The following is a 1589-nucleotide window of genomic DNA, read 5'->3' on the forward strand; positions in this document are numbered from 1 at the left end:
AGATAGCACTCACCCTTGGCCCGCTGATCCGTACGCGGCACCGAGGCGAACACATCCGCCACGAACAACCCCAACGCGGCCCGTAATCGGTTCACGGCGGGGAGCACCTCTCGCGGTGTGCGTGGCGGGACCGGGAGTCAGGGACGGCGCCGGTAGGACCGGCCGGCGAGGTTGATGGCCTCGACGGCGCCCGCGGCGTCTCGTGAGAAGACGCCGCGCATCCCCGCCAGCGGTCCGCTGGTGACGATGTACTGGTCGTCGGCGTCGGGGAGCAGCCCGAACTCGGACGGCTCGAAGTCAGGTGCCTTGCCGATGACTTCGCGCGCCTGTTCGGTGACCTCGAAGCCGAGCAGCAGCCGTTCGTCCCGCACGCTGATCAGCGCGCGCCCCGTGGCGGTCTCGTAGACGCCGACGAGCTCGCTCGCCCGCGCCTCGTCGAAGGGGAGTGGCTCCGGGTCGCGCTCGACCAGCCCGAGGCAGGTCTCCAGCGCCCAGCGCACCACGTCCTGGTTGTAGGGGATTCCGTTCGGGCCCGCCGTCGCGACCGAGACCACGGCGAAGTCCCTCTCGGGCACGAGCAGGAGCCAGGAGTACTGGCCGACCATGGAGCCGCCGTGACCGGCCGTGGGGACCCCGTCGACCGTACGCAGGAACCAGCTCAGCCCGATGCCGTCGCCGAAGTAGTCGCCCACCACCTCCGTGGTCGGCTGCCGCATCAGCGTGAGCAGTTCGTGCGGCAGTACGCCTTCGCCGTCGGAGAGATGGAAGCGGGCCCAGCGGAGCTGGTCGCCGATGGTGGTGACGATGCCGCCGGACGGGTCCGCGTAGTGCTCCGGCGTCCACTCGGTGGTGATGTCGAGCGACCCGTCGGCCTGCGTCGCGTGGCCCATCGCCACCTGGCCCCGCAGTTCGTCCGTCATGAAGGCCGCCGTGCCGAGCCCGACCGGTTCGAGGATCAGCGACCGCATGGCCTCGGCGTACGGCTTGCCCGTCAGTTTCTCAAGGATCAGGCCGATGACGGCGAAGCCCGCGTTCTTGTACGCGGCGTGCTCCCCGGGCGGGTACTCCACGGGCAGGGCGGCCATGCCGGCGACGTACCGCTCGAGGTTGTCGTCCCCGCCTTCGGGCAGGTAGTCGCTCCACCCTCCGGTGTGATTGAGCAGATGCGTGATCGTGAGGGCGGCGGTCGCGTCCTCGTCCGAGAGCCGGAAGTCCGGGAGATAACGCCGCACCGGCGCGTCGAGGTCGACGCTGCCGTCGGCGACCAGGCGCATGAGCGCGGTGGCGGTGTACGTCTTGGTGATCGAGCCGAAGTGGAAGAGGGTGTCGGGGCCGAGTGGTCGGGGATCCGCCACGCTGGTCGGGCCGTGGAAGGCGTAGCTCTCCTCACCTCCGGCGAAGACGGCGACAGCGGAACCGGGGATTCCGTATTCCGCCGCCTTGGTGGAGATGAACTCGGAGAGCCGGGTGTCGGTCATGTTTCCTCCAGGCGTCACGCAACAGCGAACGAGCGTATCGGTACGGCCAGTTGAGGGACCGGCGCCCCGCCACAACGGCGCAGCGCCCCGGCCCCGCCCCGGGGGGCGGCG

The 1589-nt window shown here is 70.2% G+C and carries 1 protein-coding gene; it reads right to left on the reverse strand.

Annotated elements, in window-relative coordinates; genetic code table 11:
- Positions 1-137 precede the first annotated feature (137 nt).
- On the reverse strand, positions 138-1478 hold the full coding sequence (locus ABZT17_RS45140; protein ID WP_356358001.1) for a serine hydrolase domain-containing protein: 1341 nt from the start codon (positions 1476-1478) through the stop codon (positions 138-140).
- Between the last annotated feature and the right edge of the window lie 111 nt (positions 1479-1589).

This window comes from Streptomyces sp. NPDC005648 (assembly GCF_040605395.1).
GTDB lineage: Bacteria > Actinomycetota > Actinomycetes > Streptomycetales > Streptomycetaceae > Streptomyces.